Annotated in this window: 16 protein-coding genes; 9 read left to right on the top strand and 7 right to left on the bottom strand. The window is 59.7% G+C overall.

Annotation, left to right across the window (positions count from 1 at the left end):
- Positions 1–5: 5 nt before the first annotated feature.
- Positions 6–767 (bottom strand): glucose 1-dehydrogenase, encoded by a 762-nt coding sequence (locus ACFO5X_RS18270; protein ID WP_380719846.1) that lies wholly within the window; start codon positions 765–767, stop codon positions 6–8.
- A gap of 91 nt (positions 768–858) precedes the next feature.
- Between ACFO5X_RS18270 and ACFO5X_RS18265 the strand changes: the two genes are divergently transcribed.
- Positions 859–2,232: a TetR/AcrR family transcriptional regulator gene (locus tag ACFO5X_RS18265; RefSeq protein WP_380719643.1), complete on the top strand. Its 1,374-nt coding sequence runs from the start codon at positions 859–861 to the stop codon at positions 2,230–2,232.
- A 15-nt stretch (positions 2,233–2,247) separates the two neighbouring features.
- On the opposite strand, the gene ACFO5X_RS18260 is transcribed toward ACFO5X_RS18265, so the two are convergent.
- From ACFO5X_RS18260 to ACFO5X_RS18235, 6 genes are read right to left on the bottom strand one after another with little or no spacing between them, the layout of a single operon-like run.
- Positions 2,248–2,652 (bottom strand): PaaI family thioesterase, encoded by a 405-nt coding sequence (locus ACFO5X_RS18260; protein WP_380719641.1) that lies wholly within the window; start codon positions 2,650–2,652, stop codon positions 2,248–2,250.
- Positions 2,649–3,131, bottom strand: coding sequence for a PaaI family thioesterase (locus ACFO5X_RS18255; RefSeq protein ID WP_380719639.1), 483 nt, complete (start codon positions 3,129–3,131; stop codon positions 2,649–2,651). Before ACFO5X_RS18255 ends, ACFO5X_RS18260 begins: the two co-directional genes overlap by 4 nt.
- A gap of 11 nt (positions 3,132–3,142) precedes the next feature.
- A complete protein-coding gene (locus tag ACFO5X_RS18250; protein ID WP_380719637.1) occupies positions 3,143–3,946 on the bottom strand; it encodes an enoyl-CoA hydratase-related protein in 804 nt (267 codons plus the stop codon).
- Positions 3,939–4,793 (bottom strand): SDR family NAD(P)-dependent oxidoreductase, encoded by an 855-nt coding sequence (locus ACFO5X_RS18245; RefSeq protein ID WP_380719635.1) that lies wholly within the window; start codon positions 4,791–4,793, stop codon positions 3,939–3,941. The genes ACFO5X_RS18250 and ACFO5X_RS18245 overlap by 8 nt, the downstream gene beginning before the upstream one ends.
- Positions 4,794–4,803: 10 nt before the next feature.
- The gene (locus ACFO5X_RS18240; protein WP_380719633.1) at positions 4,804–6,003 is read right to left on the bottom strand and encodes an acyl-CoA dehydrogenase family protein; all 1,200 of its coding nucleotides are present in this window, start codon (positions 6,001–6,003) and stop codon (positions 4,804–4,806) included.
- Between the two features lie 14 nt (positions 6,004–6,017).
- A complete protein-coding gene (locus tag ACFO5X_RS18235) occupies positions 6,018–7,232 on the bottom strand; it encodes an acyl-CoA dehydrogenase family protein (RefSeq protein ID WP_380719631.1) in 1,215 nt (404 codons plus the stop codon).
- A gap of 101 nt (positions 7,233–7,333) precedes the next feature.
- Between ACFO5X_RS18235 and ACFO5X_RS18230 the strand changes: the two genes are divergently transcribed.
- From ACFO5X_RS18230 to ACFO5X_RS18195, 8 genes are all read left to right on the top strand, one after another.
- Positions 7,334–9,139: an acyclic terpene utilization AtuA family protein gene (locus tag ACFO5X_RS18230; RefSeq protein WP_380719629.1), complete on the top strand. Its 1,806-nt coding sequence runs from the start codon at positions 7,334–7,336 to the stop codon at positions 9,137–9,139.
- A complete protein-coding gene (locus ACFO5X_RS18225; protein ID WP_274557998.1) occupies positions 9,139–9,930 on the top strand; it encodes an ABC transporter ATP-binding protein in 792 nt (263 codons plus the stop codon). The genes ACFO5X_RS18230 and ACFO5X_RS18225 overlap by 1 nt, the downstream gene beginning before the upstream one ends.
- Positions 9,927–10,721, top strand: coding sequence for an ABC transporter ATP-binding protein (locus tag ACFO5X_RS18220; protein ID WP_274557821.1), 795 nt, complete (start codon positions 9,927–9,929; stop codon positions 10,719–10,721). The genes ACFO5X_RS18225 and ACFO5X_RS18220 overlap by 4 nt, the downstream gene beginning before the upstream one ends.
- Positions 10,711–12,561: an AMP-dependent synthetase/ligase gene (locus ACFO5X_RS18215; protein ID WP_380719626.1), complete on the top strand. Its 1,851-nt coding sequence runs from the start codon at positions 10,711–10,713 to the stop codon at positions 12,559–12,561. Before ACFO5X_RS18220 ends, ACFO5X_RS18215 begins: the two co-directional genes overlap by 11 nt.
- A gap of 51 nt (positions 12,562–12,612) precedes the next feature.
- Positions 12,613–13,446 (top strand): branched-chain amino acid ABC transporter permease, encoded by an 834-nt coding sequence (locus tag ACFO5X_RS18210; RefSeq protein ID WP_380719624.1) that lies wholly within the window; start codon positions 12,613–12,615, stop codon positions 13,444–13,446.
- 3 nt (positions 13,447–13,449) lie between these two features.
- Positions 13,450–14,487 carry a branched-chain amino acid ABC transporter permease gene (locus ACFO5X_RS18205; protein WP_380719622.1) on the top strand — a complete coding sequence of 346 codons (1,038 nt, stop codon included), beginning with the start codon at positions 13,450–13,452 and terminating at the stop codon, positions 14,485–14,487.
- 45 nt (positions 14,488–14,532) lie between these two features.
- Positions 14,533–15,723: an ABC transporter substrate-binding protein gene (locus ACFO5X_RS18200; RefSeq protein WP_380719620.1), complete on the top strand. Its 1,191-nt coding sequence runs from the start codon at positions 14,533–14,535 to the stop codon at positions 15,721–15,723.
- Positions 15,724–15,799: 76 nt separating this feature from the next.
- A partial coding sequence (locus tag ACFO5X_RS18195) for a biotin carboxylase N-terminal domain-containing protein (RefSeq protein ID WP_380719617.1) occupies positions 15,800–16,243 on the top strand: 444 nt, incomplete at its 3' end.

Below are 16,243 nucleotides of genomic sequence, written 5' to 3'. Positions count from 1 at the left end.
CACGGTCAACCGTGCATCGACAAGCCGCCGGAAACCGAGATCACCTGGCCGGTGATGAAACCGGCGTCGTCGGACGACAGGAAGCAGATGATGCCAGGATAATCCGTCGGCTGCGCCAGCCGCTTCATCGGAATCGCCCGCTTGAGACCCTCGGCGATTTTCGCACCGGCCTCGCCCTCGGCAACCTGAGCAAACAGCGGCGTATCGGTCGGGCCGGGGGCGACAGCGTTCAACTGAATGCCCTTGCGCGCCAGTTCCCGCGCCACGGTTTTGGTGAACGAGATGATGCCGCCCTTGCAAGCCGAATAAACGGCTTCGCCCGAAGACCCGACACGGCCGGCGTCGGAGGCGATGTTGACCACGCGGCCCCCGCCGTTATTGACCATGCCGGGCAACACCGCGTGGTGCATGTTCAGCGGACCATAAAGGTTGATGTCGATGACCTTTTTCCACAGATCCGCATCGCTGTCGAGGAACGGCTTTATCACATCCCAGCCGGCGTTGTTCACCAGCACGTCGATCGGACCACCAGCCTCGAAGGCGGCCACGGCCTTGTCCACCTGGGCGCGGTCGGTGATGTCCACCTTGTAAGCCTGGGCTTTTCCGCCGGCGCTCTGGATCAGACGGACCGTTTCCTGCGCGCCGCCTTCATTCATGTCGAAGACCGCAACCTCGGCACCTTCTTCGCCGAACCGTTCGCACACCGCGCGCCCGATTCCGCTGCCGCCACCAGTCACGATGACACGTTTTCCATTCAACCCGCGCATATGGATGTCCTCCTCTTCCGCTAACACCTTGGCAAAGAACTTGATTCGAGGCGTTCTTTTGTGCATTCTAACGCTTGTTAGATTTATTGCAATGGACATCCTTGTGGACGACAACTATCGAAAGCGGATGATACAACGGCTTGATTTGGTCAATAAAACAGAAGATGAGCTGAGCAAGTCCGAAAGGACGCGCGGGGACATCCTCGCTGCGTCTGCCCGACTTTTTCGGCACGATGGCTATTACGCGACGACGATGCGCGACATCGCCCATGAATCCGGCATAGAAGCCGGAAGCATCTACTATTATTTCCAGTCCAAGGACCAGATTTTGAGCGAGGTTCTCGAACTTGGTGTGCGGCAGCTTTACGAGAAGGTCTGCGAAATCGTCCACGCGGCGAAACAACGCCCCGAGGATTTTCGCAAGACCTTCGCTTTGCTTATCGAAACCCACCTGACCTATCTCCTGACCGACAGCGACTTCACTTCCGCCAATATCCGGAACTATCCGATGCTGTCGGATGAAGCGCGCGCCCCGCATCGAGATTTGCGGGCCTCCTATGCCGGGGTCTGGAGCAGCTTTCTGAAGGACGCCAAAGACTCTGGCCGGCTCAGAAACGACATTTCCGTTACGGCGATCCGGCAGTTCATATTGGGCGCCATGAACTGGACCGTCGAATGGTATAATGTGGATCGGTATCCGGTGCATATCCTGTCGGAACGTATGAGCAAACTGATACTTGACGGCATGTGTCCCAGTCACCGAGCTGACACAGACGGCCAGAAGACGGGCGGCGAAGCCGCTTCTGTTGAAGAGCAAGACACCATCGGCAAGGCCGCAAAAACCCGCGCCGAAATCCTGAGGGCCGCGGCGCGCGTTCTTAGAGACAAAGGGTACAAGGCGACCACGCTAAGACAGATCGCGGATGAAGCGGATATGAAGGCGGGCAGCGTCTATTACCATTTCAAATCCAAAGACGCGATAGTGGACGAGGTTCTGAACGTCGGCTTGAGCGATTTGCTATCTGGGGTCACCGCAGCAGTCCAAGAATTTCATGCGCCAATCGACCATCATGCTAGGATCGCAACTGCGATTTGGACGCATTTGCATTTTCTCTTCAAGGCAAGCGAATTCACGTCTGCGAACATCAGAAGCTATGGGATGCTGCCCAATCATTTAAGGAAGAGACACAGGGATATTCGTCATGAGTATGGGCATCTCTGGGACAGGGTTCTTCGCGAAGCGCAAGAGGCCGATGCCATAAGATCTGACATCAAGATTGTCCCTCTGCGCCAGGTGATGTTGGGCGCCTTGAACTGGACGGTGGAATGGTTTGATCCCAACAAGGAGGGAAGCTCGGGGTATCTTTCATTGTCTGAGTTCTCTGGCATGCTCATCAAGCTGCTACTTGAAGGGATCTGCGACAGGGAGAACGTCGCGCGCGCGGAACAAGCGCCAGCCCGATGAGCGCGGCCATTGCGATCAAACCAGAAGGAAGTGGTACAGCCCTTCCGCAACCGCCTTTTCCCGGTCCGTCTGCCATGTGATCACGCTGACGCTCGCCATCCGCTTGCCCTTGCGGGTCAATTTAGCGCGGGCATAAAGCGGACCCTTCACACCAGGGCGGAGGTAATCGACGGTCAGATTGATCGGCTTGGCCGGGACGTCCGCGAAATCGGGATGAACTGCGATAGCGGCAGTCGCTTCCATGAAGCTCGCGATGATCCCGCCATGGTAGTAGTCCATGACTGGATTTCCGATGTGGCGTTCTACAAAGGTCATCTCGGTTTCGGCGTGGCAGCTGTCCACGCTCTGAACCTCGAAGTTGAGAAAACGGAAGAACGGCACGCGGGATACATTTGCATTGACGGCTTGCAAGTTGATCACGATGGATCTCCTTTTTCCAACGCGTCAAACAGGCTGGAGTCTCCACGGGTCAATGCGAATGATGCGACTCCACGTGCAATTTCCGCATTCTCATGGCCATCAAACCAGATACTGCCCGAATCGAAGGCAATATGGCGGGTTTTTCGAAAACAATGCGCGCGAACGATAACGTCCGCGCGCGATCGAGCGGGCCGCAGGTAATCAACCCTGAGGTCAAGCGTTGCCATCGTGCTGACACCCTCGATGGCCACAAAGTTCGCAAGACCGAACACACTGTCCAGAAGAGCGGTCAGGATACCACCATGAAGTAGTGTTTGTTCCCTATCCACGCAGAACTCGGGGTTGAACGGCATTCGAACTTGCACGCCTTGGATCGAAACCTCCTCGATCTCGAGCGCCATATGGGTAATCAGACCCTTGCCGCGCTCATTCCACATCTGGGCGATCTGCTCGATTTTTTTCTGAGCTATACCGGACATGCGATCTTCCTTTAGCGACCCGTGAAGCTCGGTTTTCTTTTTTCGATATAGGCAGCAACCGCCTCGTGGTGGTCTTCAGTCTGATGCATGAGCGCCTGATAGGCCGCCGCGGAATTCAGGAAATCTGGTAGATCCATCCGTTCGGCATTGCGCATCAGACGCTTTGCGATCCGCACCGCGCGCGGCGGCTTCGATGCGATGACGGCGGCGCGTTCGCGGGTGCGGTCCATCAATTTCTCATGCGGCACGACCTCCAGCACCATTCCCATTTCCAGGGCCTCGGCGGCATCGATCATGCGGCCCGAGAAGGTCAGATCGGCAGCTTTCTGATGGCCCAGACGGCGCAGCATGAACCAGCTGCCCGCATCGCCCGGAATGATTCCGAGGTTCAAAAAGACTTCGCCGAACCGCGCCTTGTCCGAGGCGACGCGCATATCGCACATCATCGTCAGGTCGCATCCCGCGCCGACCGCCGCGCCGTTGACCGCTGCTATGGTCGGAACATCGAGGTTGTACAGCGCCAAAGGCAACCGCTGCACCCCATCGACATAGCTCTGCGCTGCCGCAAGCGGTTCCTTGCGAAAGATGCTGTCGGGGTCATTCATTTCCTTGATGTCGCCGCCGGCGCAAAAGGCCGGATCCGCGCCGGTCAGGATCATGACGCTAACTTGCGGGTCGGCCTGCACTTTTGCAAACGCGTCCAGAAGCGCGGCGATCATGTCGTTTCCGGTGATCGGGTTGCGACGTTCCGGATCGTTCAGCGTGACCGTGGCTATCCTGTCGGAAATTTCCAGAACGACGGGGGGGTTACTCATTTTTTCCATCTCCTCGTTCGCGTTTCTCGAACATGTCGGGGTTTATCATGTCACGGGCATCGTGACCCATGTGCAGGGTTTCCCCGCCGTCTACATAGATGTCTTCGCCGGTCATGAAATTCCCCAATTTGGATGCGAGGAAAATGATCGTCCCGGCGATGTCCTCCGCCGCGCCCATCCGGTTCAGGACCGAGCGGTTGAGCTGTTTCCAGCGCTCCGGCGGAATGGGATAGCGGCCAAGCGCCTCTGTCTTGATCGTTCCCGGCGCGACGCAGTTCAGACGGATCCCGTATTCGCCCCATTCGGCGGCCAAGGTCTTCATCATGCCCGTCACGCCGGCGCGCGCGGCGACGGTATGGGTGAACCCGGTGAGCGCGGTGCGCGCTGAAATCGCAGTCACGAAGACGATGGAGCCGCCGTTTTCATACATGAAATGATCGGCCACGGCGCGTGTCATCTGCCACGATCCGATCAGGTTGTTGCGGATCACGGCCTCGAAGCCCTTGTTGGTGATGTCGCGCGCGGCAGCGATATACTGGCCGCCGGCGTTGTTCACCAGAACATCAAGCCGCCCGTAATGGTCCTTGATGCGCCCCATCGCCACTTCGATACTGTCCGCGTCACGGGTGTCGCCTGGCACGACAAAGGCCTCGCCACCCGCCGCGCGGATCATCTCGGCGGTCTCATCCAGCGGCCCTTCGCGGCGCGCGAACAGGGCTAGCTTGGCCCCGCAGGATGCCATTTCCAGCGCCGTTGCCCGGCCCATCCCCGAGCCGGATCCGGTGACCAGAGCCACCTGGCCCGCCATGAGATCCGGCGCGTAACGCCGTGCTTTTTCTTCGCTCATGTTCTGCCCCTCAGTTTTTAAGCAGTTCGCCGGCGATGATCAGCTTGCGTACCTCCTGGGTGCCCGCGCCGACCTCCAGCACACGTCCGGTGCGGTAGAGGCGGTTCACTTCGGTATCACGCATGTAGCCCGACCCCCCGTGGATCTGCACCGCCTTGTCCAGCACGAAGGACGTCGCCGCGGCGGTCTTGAAGATCGCCGCAGCGGTCAGCTTGTGAATTTCGCCGCGCCCGCCTTCGCCCTCTTCCAGCCCCTCGCACATGGCGGCCGTCCGCAGGGCCAGGCTGCGCGCCGCCTCGATCTGGGTATACATGTCGGCCAGCATCGCCTGCACCATCTGGAAACTGGCGATCGGTTTGCCGAACTGCTGGCGCGTCTTGGCGTAATCGATGGAAATATCCAGCGCCCGCTGCGCAATCCCCAAGGCATTGAAGCAGACGATGGCGCGCTCCAGATCCAGCCCCGACATTGTCACCGCAACGCCGCCGTCCAGCTTGCCGACCATGTTCTTCGCGGGCACCCGGCAATCCTCGAACACCAGCTCGCCAGTGGGCGAGCCGCGAAAACCCATCTTGTTGAGCTTCTGCGCCACCTTGAAGCCGGGCGTGTCGGTTTCGACGATGAAGGCGGAAATGCCCTTGGCGCCCTTTTCGGGCGAGGTCTTGGCATAGACCAGCACCAGGTCGGCAATCGGCCCGTTGGTGATATAGATCTTGGTGCCGTTCAGGATATAGTCATCGCCATCCTTCTTCGCCGTGGTCCGCATCGAGCCGAGTGCGTCCGACCCGGCGCCCGGTTCGGTCAGGCCAAGCGCGCCCACCAGCGTGCCGTTGCACAGGCCGGGCAGATACTTGCGGCGCAGATCGTCATTGGCGTTTCGGTAGATGTTGTTGACGCACAGGTTGTCATGCGCGGCATGGGTCAACCCGATGGCCGCCGAGGCGCGCGACAGCTGTTCGGTGATGATGCAGGCCGAGGTGAAGTCGAGCCCCGCGCCGCCGAATTCCGGCGATACGTTGAGGCCGAGATAGCCCATCTCGCCCAGCCTGGGAAGGACCGAAGGCGGCAGGTCGTCGGTGTCGTCCATTTCCGCGTTCAGGTGGTGGAACTCGGAAAAGAAGAACTTGCCAGCCTGATCGGCCAGGGCCTGCTGTTCGTCCGTCATGAAATGTGTTGGCAGATTGATGTCGTTGCGTAGTTGCTTGTTCATGGTCTCGTCCCCCCTCAGGCGCGCAAAAGTTCTTCGGCGATGATGATCTTGCGCACTTCGCTGGTGCCCGCGCCGATCTCCAGCAGCTTGTTGGCGCGGAACAGCCGGTTGATCTCGGTGTCCTGCATGTAGCCCGAGCCGCCGTGGATGTGGCAGGCTTCGGTGACGGCCTTGTTAAAGGCCTCGCCTGCGTAAAGGCAGGCGGCCGCGGTCAGCTTGTGGATCTCGCCGCGACCCCCAGCACCCTTCGGCAAGCCGACACAGGCCGCGAGCGCGCGATAACTGAAGGCGCGGGCGGTCTCGACCTCGGTGTAGATCTCGGCCAGTTTCGACTGCATCATCTGGAAGCTGGCGATCGGCTTGCCGAATTGTTCGCGCATCTTCGCGTATTCCAGACCCAGTTCAAGCGCACGTTCGGCCATGCCGACGCAGACCGAAGCGACCATCGCGCGTTCCAGATCAAGCCCGCTCATCACCACTGCAACGCCAGAGTTTTCGACCCCCAACATGGCTGATGCCGGAACGCGGCAATCCTCGAACACCAGCTCACCCGTAGGTGAGCCGCGAAAACCCATCTTGTCCAGTTTCTGCGCCACCTTGAACCCGGGATTGTCGGTTTCGATGACGAAGGCCGAAATGCCCTTGGCGCCTTTGGATTTGTCGGTCTTGGCATAGAGCAGGATCACATCGGCAATGGGACCGTTGGTGATGTAGATCTTCGAGCCGTTGATGACATAGTCGTCGCCGTCGCGCCGGGCGGTGGTGGCCATGGAGCCAAGCGCATCGGATCCCGCACCGGGCTCGGTCAGCCCCAGCCCGCCGACCAGATCGCCCGAACACAACCCCGGCACATATTTTTTCACCTGCGCTTCGGAGCCGTTGCGCAGCAGGTTGTTCAGGCACAGGTTGTCATGTGCACCATGCGACAGGCCGACGGCGGGGTTCCACTTCGAAATCACCTCAGACACCAACGCCTGGGTAAACTCGTTCTGGCCCGATCCGCCCAAAGCCTCCGGGGCCGTGATCCCCAGAAGACCAAGTTCGCCCATCTGCTTGAAAAGATCGTCAGGCCACCAATCCTCTTGGTCCATGCGTGCCTGTAGCGGGTGAAGCACCTCGCGCGACACCCGATCCACATGATCGACGATCTGGCGCTGCTCATCGGTCAGCGAATAGTTCGCCCTGATGGCCGCCAGATCAGCCGCGATAGCCTCACTCTGAGTTGTCATTTCTTCATCCTCCCAAGAATAGTTATCTGCAGTGTTGACCAAAATCAAACATATGTTAGAAAACTTTTCAAGGCCGCTGATCAAGTGGGAGGAAAACGCACATGTCAGATCGAAAACTGCGCATCGGGTGCGCATCGGGATTCTGGGGCGATACGCCTGAAGCGATCGGTCAGCTGGTCTCCAAAGGCGAGATCGACTATCTGGTGTTCGACTATCTGGCCGAGGTGACGATGTCGCTGATGGCGCGAGCCCGCGCCAAGTCGCCCGATGCGGGTTATGCGCCGGATTTCGTCAAGGCGCTGGTGCCCTGGTTGCCGGACATCAAGGCCAAGGGGATGAAGGTCGTTGCCAATGCCGGGGGTGTGAACCCGCGTGGCTGCCGCGATGCGCTGGCCAAGGCCGCCGCCGAGGCCGGAATCGATCTTTCCATCGGTGTGGTGCTGGGCGACGATCTGCTGGACCGGGCCGACGAGATCCGCGCCGGTGGTCAGACGGAGATGTTCTCGGGCGTCGCGTTTCCCGACGATATCTGGAGCATGAACGCCTATCTGGGCGCCCGTCCCATCGCGGCGGCGCTGGATGCCGGAGCCGACATCGTGATCACCGGGCGCTGTGCGGACAGCGCGGTGGCGCTTGGGCCCCTAATGCATGAATTCGGCTGGGGCGACGATGATTGGGACAAGCTCAGCCAGGGATCGCTGGCGGGCCATTTGATCGAATGCGGCCCCCAGGGGACCGGCGGCAATTTCACGGACTGGCAGGACGTTTCGGGCTGGGACGACATGGGGATGCCCATCGTCGAGGTCTCCGAGGACGGCAGTTTTGTCATGACCAAAACACCAGACACGGGCGGGCTGGTCGTGCCCGGGTCGGTCGGAGAGCAGATGCTCTATGAAATCGGCGATCCGCGCGCTTACCTGCTGCCCGACGTGATCTGCGACTGGTCGCAGGTCACGCTGGACCAGGTCGGGACGGATCGGGTGTTGGTCAAAGGCGGCAAGGGTCTCGGGCGTACCGGCAGCTACAAGGTGTCGGCGACCCATGCCGATGGCTGGCGCGCTGTCTCCACCCTGACACTAGCCGCGATTGACGCACCCGCCAAGGCCGAACGCGTGGCCGAGGCGATCCTGACCCGCTGCCGCCGGATTTTCCGCGACCGCAATCTGGGCGATTTCCGGCAGGTCAGCGTCGAAGTGCTGGGCGCGGAGGCCGCCTATGGCGCGAACGCCCGCGCACAGACGCGCGAAGTTGTGCTCAAGATCGGCGCGATCCATGACGACCGCGCCGCGCTCAACATCTTCGCTGGCGAGATCGCACCGATGGCTATCTCGACCGCGCAGGGGCTGACCGGGTTCTTTGCCGGGCGGCCCAAGGTGCAGCCGGTGGTGCGGCTGTTCTCGTTCCTGCAGGACAAGGCCGACACCCCCGTCGCAGTCGAGGTCGACGGCAGGGATGTGCCCGTCACCGTGGCCGCCAACCCAGTCTACCTTGATCCGCCGGCCGCACCGCCCGCAGAGAGCCGCAAGCCCGGTCCGGACGCGGTCAAGGTGCGCCTCGTCGATCTGGCCTGGGGACGGTCGGGCGACAAAGGGGATATCGCCAATATCGGTATCCTGGCGCGCAAGCCAGACTACCTGCCTTTTATCCGGTCGGCTCTCAGTGAGGCGGTGGTAAATGACTATTTCGCCCATGTCTGCGAAGGCAAGGTCGAGCGGTTCGACCTGCCGGGAAGCCATTCGCTGAATTTCCTGCTGCATGAATCGCTTGGCGGGGGCGGCATCGCCTCGGTCCGCATCGATCCGCAAGGCAAGGGGTTTGCCCAGATGCTGCTGGATATCGAAATCCCCGTGCCGGCCGACTTGGCCGCGCGCGACGGGCTGAACGCGGTCGGGGAAGTCGCCGCGTGATGTTGAATGTCAATAACGTCCAGATCGTCTACGACAACGTGATCGAAGCGGTGCGCGATGCGTCACTCTCGGTCGAGCAGGGCAAGATCGTCACTTTGCTGGGGTCGAACGGGGCGGGGAAATCGACGATTCTCAAGGGGATATCCGGTGTGCTCTACCCTGAGGAGGGCGAGATCATCGGCGGCACAATCACCTTCGAAGGTGAAGACCTCGTTGGCCGCAAACCCGACGAAATCGTGCGCCGCGGCGTTGTCACGGTTCCTGAGGGACGGCAGTTGTTCGAGCCGTTGACAGTCGAGGAAAATCTGATGATGGGTGGGATCACCCGCAGCCGTCCGGCGGCGGCGGAGGCGCTGGATTACGTCTTCAGCATCTTTCCACGCGTGAAAGAAAAACGCGGCACGATTGCGGGCTATCTGTCGGGCGGCGAACAGCAGATGGTGGCGATCGGTCGCGCCCTCATGTCCCGACCGCGCCTGCTGATGCTGGACGAACCCAGCCTCGGGCTGGCACCTCAGATCATCACCGAGATATTCGCCGCCGTGACCGAACTGGTGAAACAAGGCAACGTTTCGGTGTTGTTGGTGGAGCAGAATGCCGAGCTGGCACTATCGATCGCAAGCTACGGTTATATCATCGAAAACGGGCGGGTGGTGATGGATGGCACCCCGGCGAAGCTTATGGAGAACGAGGATGTCAAGGAATTCTACCTAGGGTTCTCCGAATCCGGCCACAGACGCAACATGCGCGATGTAAAACACTACAAGAGGCGCAAGAGGTGGCTGTCATGACGGTGCTGTTGCAGGTTGATGATCTGATTAAGAAATTCGGTGGCGTGACGGCGGTCAACAATGTGAGCTTTCCGGTCCTCAAGGGCGAGATTTTCAGCCTGATCGGCCCCAACGGAGCCGGCAAGACCACGATGTTCAACATGATCAGCCGGGTTCTTCCGGTGACATCGGGCACAATCACCCTGGATGGCAAGGACATTACACGCGAAGCACCCCACAAGATTGCGGCGCTTGGCATGGGGCGCACGTTCCAGAACCTGGCGGTATTCAAACATGCCAGCGTTGTCGATAATCTGCTGGTCGGACGCCACAGCCACATGACGACCAGCGTTCTGGGCGGATTGTTCTTCGGCCCGTCCACGCGGGCGGCGGAACGGGCGCACCGCAAGCGGGTCGAGGAGATCATAGACTTCCTGGAAATCCAGCATGTGCGGGACGTTCCCGTGGGCGCTCTGGCCTACGGATTGCAGAAGCGGGTCGAACTAGGTCGCGCTCTGGCAACCGAACCCAAGCTCTTGCTACTCGACGAGATGGTTTCGGGGATGAACGCGGAGGAGACCGAAGACATCGCGCGCTTCATTCTCGATCTCAAGGAGGAACTCGAGATCACGGTCATGATGATCGAACATGATATGGGCATCGTCACGGACATTTCCGACCATATCGTCGTGATGAACTTCGGCGAGCGGATCGCTTACGGCACGCCGGAGGAGATCCGAGCCAATCAGCATGTGATCGAGGCTTATCTGGGGCACAAGCCAGCGGAACGGGCGGGGGTGAATGATGGATGATCTGAAACTGGCGCTCAAAGACGGCAGCACCACCATGCCGCAACTGTTGATGCACTGGGCCGATACCATCCCCGGCGACCTCGCAATGCGGGAAAAGAATCTCGGGATCTGGAACCGGGTCACCTGGAGCGAGTATTTCGCCAAGGTGCGGGGCTTTGCCCTTGGCCTTCACGCCATGGGGTTCGGGCACGGCGACCGTCTGGCCATCGCCAGCGAAGACACGCCCGAATGGCTTTATTCCGACATCGCCACCCAGGCGCTTGGCGGGATGACCGTCGGCGTCTATCCGACCAACCCCTGGCCCGAGCTCGACTATATCCTGCGACACTCCAAGAGCAGCATGATTGTTTGCGGGGATCAGGAACAGGTCGACAAGGTTCTGGACGCCGAAGCGAAGAATGGTGCCTTTCCCGAACTGAAGCTTATCGTTTGCGTCGATATGAAGGGGATGCGCGGCTATGACCGGACACGCCTGAAATCGTTTGACGAAGTCGTGCAGGCCGGGCTGGATCATGCTGCGGGCCGGCCCGAGGACATCGACTTCTTCCGTGATTGCGTGAGGGCGACCAGGCCCGACGATCCGGCGGTCGTGGTCTATACGTCGGGGACCACGGGCCCGCCGAAAGGGGCGCTGTTGTCACACCGCAACCTGCTTGTGGCGTCTTATCCTCTGATTGTTCAGTTCGATCTGAAGCGCGAGCGGTATTCCGTGGTTTGCTATCTCCCGCTTTGCCACGTGGCCGAACGGGTATTCTCTACCACTCTCAGCCTGATGATCGGCGGCGAGGTGAATTTTGCCGAGTCCATCGACACGGTGCAGGTGAACCTGCGCGAAATCGCGCCAAAGGTGTTCCTCGGTGTGCCGCGGATCTGGGAAAAGCTGCAGTACAGCGCGTCGATCCGGATTCAGGATGCACGGCCGATGGCCCAGCGGATCTACCACTGGGGGCTCGGTCTGGGACAGGCGCATTTCCGCAAGATCGAGGCCGGCGGACAATTGACCCCGGTGGAGCGCATCAAGCATTTCGCAGCCACGATTCTAGTCTTCAACCCGCTGAAACGGTTCATGGGTATCGACAAGGTGCATTCCGGTTTCGTCGGTGGCGCATCCATTTCGCCCGAGGTCGTCCGGTTCTTCCGGGTTATCGGCGTGCCGCTCTATCAGGTTTACGGCATGACCGAATCGTCTGGCCTTGCGTTCTTTCAGAATGCCGACAAGACCAGGGTCGGGGCTGCGGGTGTTGCTGCGCCGGGCCTTGAATACCGGATAGCCGAGGATGGCGAACTCTTGATCAGACACCCCAGTGTCTTTCTGGGCTACCTCGACAATCAAAAGGCAACGAACGAAACCGTCATTGATGGCTGGCTTCACACCGGCGATGTGATCGAACAACTGGACAACGGCGAAATCGCCATCGTTGACCGGAAAAAGTCCATCATCATCACATCGGGCGGCAAGAACATTACACCGTCTGAAATCGAAAACGCCTTGAAGGATTCGATTTATATCTCCGAGGCGATCGTGGTCGGCGAGGGGCGGAACTTTCTCGGGGCGCTGTTGCAGATCGACTATGACACCGTCGGAAAGTGGGCTCAGGCCCAAGGCCTTGCCTATACCACGTTCAGCCATCTTTCCAGGATGGAACCGGTCAGGGAGCTCATCTCGAAGGAGGTGCAACGGGTGAATGATGCTTTTGCACGGGTCGAGAACATCCGCAAGTTCGTCCTGCTGAAAAAGGAGCTCGACCATGACGACGGAGAAATGACCGCCACGCAGAAAGTGCGGCGCAATATCATCGAGACGAAATTTGCAGCCGAGATGGCGGAAATCTACGGATAAGGGGGGACGAAATTGGACTATTTCATATTGCTCAGCGTTTCGGGCATCGCCATGGGCGTGATCTACGGCCTCATCGGGATGGGCTATGCACTGATCTTCAAGGCCACCAGTGTGGTCAACTTTGCCCAGGGCGAGGTCATGATGCTGATTTCATACATGGCCTTTTCAATCGCGAACTCATGGACCTTGCCGTTCTGGGGGTTGCTGGTGGTCTGCGTCGCGCTTTCGGCCGCGGTCGGCCTGGTGATCGAGCGGATCTTTATCCGCCCTATGCTGGGACAGGACGTGTTTTCAACCGTAATGGTCACCATCGGGCTGGCGGTGATGATACGTGCGGTGGTGGTCATGATTTGGGGGGCCGACCCCATGGTTCTGCCCACCGACATTGGTGACAGTGGCGTCGAGCTTGGCCTGGTTTTCCTTTATACTTCGCAGCTCTATGCCATTGGTCTGCTGGCGCTTTGTGTGATGGGCATGTGGGCTTTCCTGCGGTTTTCGCGCATGGGCGTTGCCATGCGGGCCACGGCGGCGCGTGAAACCACGGCGCTGCTGATGGGGATCAACGTGACGCGGGTCTATGCGCTGGCCTGGGCCATTGCGGCGGTCATCGCCGGGTTGGCCGGGGTTTTGCTGGGCACGATCTATGGCCTGGGGCCAGATATGTGGACGCAGGGCCTGCGTGCCTTTCCGGCAGTTATTCTCGGCGGTCTGGATTCCGTGTTCGGTGCGGCGATTTCAGGCATTCTCATCGGCCTCCTGGAAAACCTGTCCGAAGGCTATATTGGACAGGGGCTGAAAGAGATTTCCGGTTTCCTGGTCATTCTGGTGGTTCTGATGATCCGTCCCTACGGATTGTTTGGGACGCCTGAAATCGAAAGGGTCTGAGCCATGCGCACGGGAGTTATTCAGGAAAGCTATGGCGAACTGATATCGCTGTTCCGCAATCCAACGCAGACCTATTGGACATGGGCGCTCGCGATCATTTCGCTGGCCGCACCACTGGTGCTGACCGGTCATGTGACGTCGCTGGTCAACGGGATGATGATTGCGGCCGTCGGGGTAATCGGTCTGAATCTTCTGACCGGAACCACAGGTCTGATTTCCTTTGGCCACGCCGGGTTTCTGGCTGTCGGCGGCTATACTGCGGCTATCCTCTCGGCTGATTACGGCATGCCTTTATGGCTGTGTCTGCCGGCCGGAGGGCTGATGGCGGCGGCGTTCGGGCTGTTGGTCGGGATACCCTCGTTGCGACTAAAGGGGCTGTACCTTGCGATCACGACGCTGGCCTTCACCATCATCATAACTCACATAATCCTGAGCGCCGAAAGCATCACGCACGGCTCTGCCGGCATATCGACGCCCAGGCCCGCGATCTTCGGGCTGGAACTGGCGACAGACAAATCGTTCTACTATCTGATTCTGGCGATCTTGACGCTGGCCGTTCTGGGGTCCGCCAACATCAAACGCAGTCGCATCGGCCGCGCCTTTCTGGCGATCCGCGAACAGGATATCGCCGCCCGTGCGATGGGTATCCCGGTGGCACGTTACAAGCTTTATGCCTTTGTCGTCAGCTCGTTTTATGCGGGCGTGGCGGGCGCGCTGATGGCCTATCATATCCGTTTTGTAAACGTCGACAGCTTTAGCCTGATCCTCTCGATCGAGGCTGTTTCCATGATCATCGTTGGCGGTCTCGGATCCACTGCCGGGGCTGTCATCGGTGTGGTCTTCGTGCTGGGGCTGGCCGAGGTCTTGAACTATGTGATCAATTTGACGGGCGGGTCGCTGGGATCACTGTCGGCGTTGGAATTGAAAGGGTTCATTTACGGTCTGACCATCGTGCTTTTCCTGCGGTTCGAGCCGGACGGGTTGATGGGGATCTATCGCGAATACAAGAACCGATGGATCAACTGGCCATTCAGATACTGATACGGACGGTCCAGAAGGATGGGCCATAAAAAGGGAGAAGAAACAATGAACTGGCTTTTGAGAGGGACACTGTCCGCCGCTCTTCTGGCGATTGGAACCGCCGGTGCAATGGCGGAACCCGGCGTTACCGACGACAAGATCATTCTGGGTGCCGTGGACCCGTTGACCGGCCCGCCCAGCCTTCTGGGCAAGGCGCATTCACTTGCGCTGAAAGTCTGGCAAGCGGATGTGAACGCCCGTGGCGGCATCAACGGCCGCATGGTGGAGATCGTGTTCGAAGATGACGGATACGTTCCGGCGCGCGCGCTTCAGGGGCTGAAGAAGATGATTGAGGTCGATGATATCTTCGGGCTGATCGGCACCTCGGGCAGTTCGCAACTGGCAGCCATGATGCCCCTGATCAACGAACTCGGCATCCCGACACTCAACAACATGGCGGTGAATTCGCACCATTTCGATCCGCCGTTGAATCCGCTGTTCGTGGTCGGACCGACCTATTGCCAGGAAATTGCCGCCGGCATGAAGTATCTCGTCGAAGACCTGGGCCTAAAAGACGGTAAATACGCCATCGTCTATCAGGACGACGAATTCGGCGATGATGTCCGCTGTGGCTATCTCGCGGGCATCGAGAAATACGGTCTGGACAACGTGCTGGAAGTGAAATTCAAGCGCGGCCAAAAGGATTTCTCGGCCGAAATGCTGCGGGCACGAGCCGCAGGCGTAAACGTGCTGGTTTCCGGCGGCGTCGTGGCCGAGCACTCGATCCTGCTGAAGGAAGCCGCCAAGAACCGGATGGATATCACGTTCCTCGGCGCCCATTCCGCTCATCTGACCCCGGTTCAGGCGTTGGCCGCAAGTGCAGGCGACGGTTACTATGCGGCGGATTATGTGCCCCCGCTGACCGCACTTGAGGTTCCGGGCGTGGCGAAATTCATGGAACTGACCAAAACATATCTCAGCGACGCCGAACGGGATTCGCTGAACCGGTACTCGCTGGCGGGCTATGCCGGGGCCCTGATTTTCGAGCACGCTATGGCCGAGTGCGGCGCTGGCCTGACCCGGGCCTGCGTCATTGACAAACTGGAAGGTCTGGACGGGTTCGAAACCGGTGGCCTGCTGGGGCCGGTCACCTATGGCAAAGGCAAGCGGCACGCGCCCACCGCAGTGACCGTTCTGCAATCCAACGCCAAGGACAAATCGTTCTCGATCGTGTCCGAGCGGATGGAAATCGAATGATCTGCTGACATTTCCTTGAAAACCCTCTCCCTGCGAGCACGCGGGGAGAGACTCAAAATAAGGACGACAGCCGGAAATGAGCATCAATAAACTCCTTGTCGCCAATCGTGGCGAAATCGCCGCCCGCGTGGTGCGTACAGCCCGTGCCATCGGTATTAGGACTGCGGTGCTCCGGCATGCCGCAGAGATCGAAGCCCCGGCCCATCTTATTGCCGACGAGGTCGTGATGATCGAGGGGGTGACCCCGGTCGCTGCTTATCTCGATATTCCGCAGATCGTTGCGGCCGCAAAAAAGATCGGGGCTGATGCGGTGCATCCCGGCTACGGCTTTCTGTCGGAGAATGCCGGTTTCGTCGCGGCGCTGGAAGAAGCCGGTGTGACATTTGTCGGCCCGACCTCCGAGGTCATCGACCTGATGGGCGACAAGGTCCGCGCGCGCGCCTTTGTCGAGGCGCGCGGCTTTCCCGTCGCCCCCTCGGCGATCGAGGATGACGACCCCACGACATTCGTCGAACGCGCC

It is taken from the genome of Seohaeicola nanhaiensis (assembly GCF_042654245.1).
In the GTDB taxonomy this organism is placed as follows: Bacteria; Pseudomonadota; Alphaproteobacteria; order Rhodobacterales; family Rhodobacteraceae; genus Seohaeicola_A; species Seohaeicola_A nanhaiensis.
Note: the sequence above shows the minus strand (reverse complement) of the source record. Positions and strands in the feature narration are given on the sequence as shown.

What these genes read in the sequence shown, in the direction of transcription:
- ACFO5X_RS18270 (WP_380719846.1), bottom strand. Translation starts at nt 767, where the DNA reads ATGCGCGGGTTGAATGGAAAACGTGTCATCGTGACTGGTGGCGGCAGC.
- ACFO5X_RS18265 (WP_380719643.1), top strand. Translation starts at nt 859, where the DNA reads ATGGACATCCTTGTGGACGACAACTATCGAAAGCGGATGATACAACGG.
- ACFO5X_RS18255 (WP_380719639.1), bottom strand. Translation starts at nt 3,131, where the DNA reads ATGTCCGGTATAGCTCAGAAAAAAATCGAGCAGATCGCCCAGATGTGG.
- ACFO5X_RS18250 (WP_380719637.1), bottom strand. Translation starts at nt 3,946, where the DNA reads ATGAGTAACCCCCCCGTCGTTCTGGAAATTTCCGACAGGATAGCCACG.
- ACFO5X_RS18245 (WP_380719635.1), bottom strand. Translation starts at nt 4,793, where the DNA reads ATGAGCGAAGAAAAAGCACGGCGTTACGCGCCGGATCTCATGGCGGGC.
- ACFO5X_RS18240 (WP_380719633.1), bottom strand. Translation starts at nt 6,003, where the DNA reads ATGAACAAGCAACTACGCAACGACATCAATCTGCCAACACATTTCATG.
- ACFO5X_RS18235 (WP_380719631.1), bottom strand. Translation starts at nt 7,232, where the DNA reads ATGACAACTCAGAGTGAGGCTATCGCGGCTGATCTGGCGGCCATCAGG.
- ACFO5X_RS18230 (WP_380719629.1), top strand. Translation starts at nt 7,334, where the DNA reads ATGTCAGATCGAAAACTGCGCATCGGGTGCGCATCGGGATTCTGGGGC.
- ACFO5X_RS18225 (WP_274557998.1), top strand. Translation starts at nt 9,139, where the DNA reads ATGTTGAATGTCAATAACGTCCAGATCGTCTACGACAACGTGATCGAA.
- ACFO5X_RS18220 (WP_274557821.1), top strand. Translation starts at nt 9,927, where the DNA reads ATGACGGTGCTGTTGCAGGTTGATGATCTGATTAAGAAATTCGGTGGC.
- ACFO5X_RS18215 (WP_380719626.1), top strand. Translation starts at nt 10,711, where the DNA reads ATGATGGATGATCTGAAACTGGCGCTCAAAGACGGCAGCACCACCATG.
- ACFO5X_RS18210 (WP_380719624.1), top strand. Translation starts at nt 12,613, where the DNA reads ATGGGCGTGATCTACGGCCTCATCGGGATGGGCTATGCACTGATCTTC.
- ACFO5X_RS18205 (WP_380719622.1), top strand. Translation starts at nt 13,450, where the DNA reads ATGCGCACGGGAGTTATTCAGGAAAGCTATGGCGAACTGATATCGCTG.
- ACFO5X_RS18200 (WP_380719620.1), top strand. Translation starts at nt 14,533, where the DNA reads ATGAACTGGCTTTTGAGAGGGACACTGTCCGCCGCTCTTCTGGCGATT.